Source organism: Cohnella thermotolerans DSM 17683, assembly GCF_000429825.1.
GTDB lineage: Bacteria > Bacillota > Bacilli > Paenibacillales > Paenibacillaceae > Cohnella > Cohnella thermotolerans.
The window spans coordinates 1-1,293 of the sequence record NZ_AUCP01000152.1 but is presented as its reverse complement, the minus strand read 5'-3'; the positions used below and the strand labels follow the sequence as shown (position 1 = coordinate 1,293).

The window sequence follows — 1,293 nt, the reverse complement described above, 5'->3', positions numbered from 1 at the left end:
GAATGGTTGCCAGATGCTCTTCAATCGCCTTCTGTAACGACTTGGCCTGCTCCTGTAGCGAACGGATAACCCGGATGTTGGACGCCATCGCTAGGTTTACGGCGTCGGCCATAGCCTTGGGCAGACGGTAAGAAGAACGAGCAGCCTTCTGTAGAGCTTGCGCGACTTCCTGCGGGTTCTCGAAGCGGTTTTTGCCGCATTGGGCAACGAATACGACGAGGTCGTCAACCGGCATGTCAATGATATTCTCGACGCTGGCGAAGTGCTCCATCACCGCGAGACTTGTTGCCGAGGACGTCTTTTTACCGAATGGCCCGACCGAGTAGCTGCTGAACTTCAGGAACAAATTGGTCAGCAGGAAATTGGTCTCCCGTGTCAAAGTTTGTACTACGTGGAAACGAGTCCTGCACAGGCGCTGCAATGCAGCGATGGTCTCGCTCCACGTGAAGGCACGGGGTAGATGACCGGATCGGAGCTTAGCGGCGATGAACCAGGCGTCTACCCTGTCGTTTTTAGGGGCGTCAAGATAATGAGATTTCTTGAACACCTTGATGAGACTAGGGTTGAACACAAAGACACTGTGCTCATACGGCGCGAAGCTAAGTACGCTCTCCAAGTAGCGAGCAAGATGGCTGGAGTAACAGCCGGTCGCCTCAAGGCCGAAGCGGATGCGAGAAAGATTATGCTTTTGCATGATTGCAAGAATGCGCTCTTGGAGAGCAAGAACGCCGGGCTCGTCGTTGGGAACCGTAAAGCGGCTTAAGGGTTTGGCGGCGTCCCCTTCGGGCAGGCAACATACAACGTTGTTCTTACTGCTTACATCGATCCCGACAAACAAGATGTGAGACATGGAACTCACCTCCTTTGGTTGAACTCGGCGTTACGGTCCTGGGATGTCCTTGGGAAAGCTCTCCGCTTACAGCCTTGCGAGCTATTGGCATACACCGCGGTCCATCGGTGCACGAACCTTCCTCTGCTATGCGGAAGAGATGGCGACGCGCGGGATACAGTCAGCGTGTTGGAAAATACGGAAGAGGCCAAGGAAACACTCTAACTTGGTAGAACCCGAATGATCGAGTCTACAGGAGGAGAAGGAATATTCCCGTCGGTAGCACCTATTGGCATTTTCCCAAGGACAGCCCAGTATCGTAAACACCTTTTTTCGTCCCTACGGGTCGCTCCCGCGCTTCGCTTGGGCTGCTTCCTCCACCGGGACAAAATTATTCAATTTTCAAGGTACAAAATCATAAGAGCAACCCTTAAATCAGGAGCTGCTCTTAGCATACAAGGAGG

The 1,293-nt window shown here is 53.1% G+C and carries 1 protein-coding gene; it reads right to left on the bottom strand.

The features are described from left to right. Nucleotides 1-850, bottom strand: an 850-nt coding sequence (locus G485_RS0117525; protein WP_027093564.1) for an IS110 family transposase, incomplete at its 3' end; no start/stop codon positions are given. Nucleotides 851-1,293 lie beyond the last annotated feature (443 nt).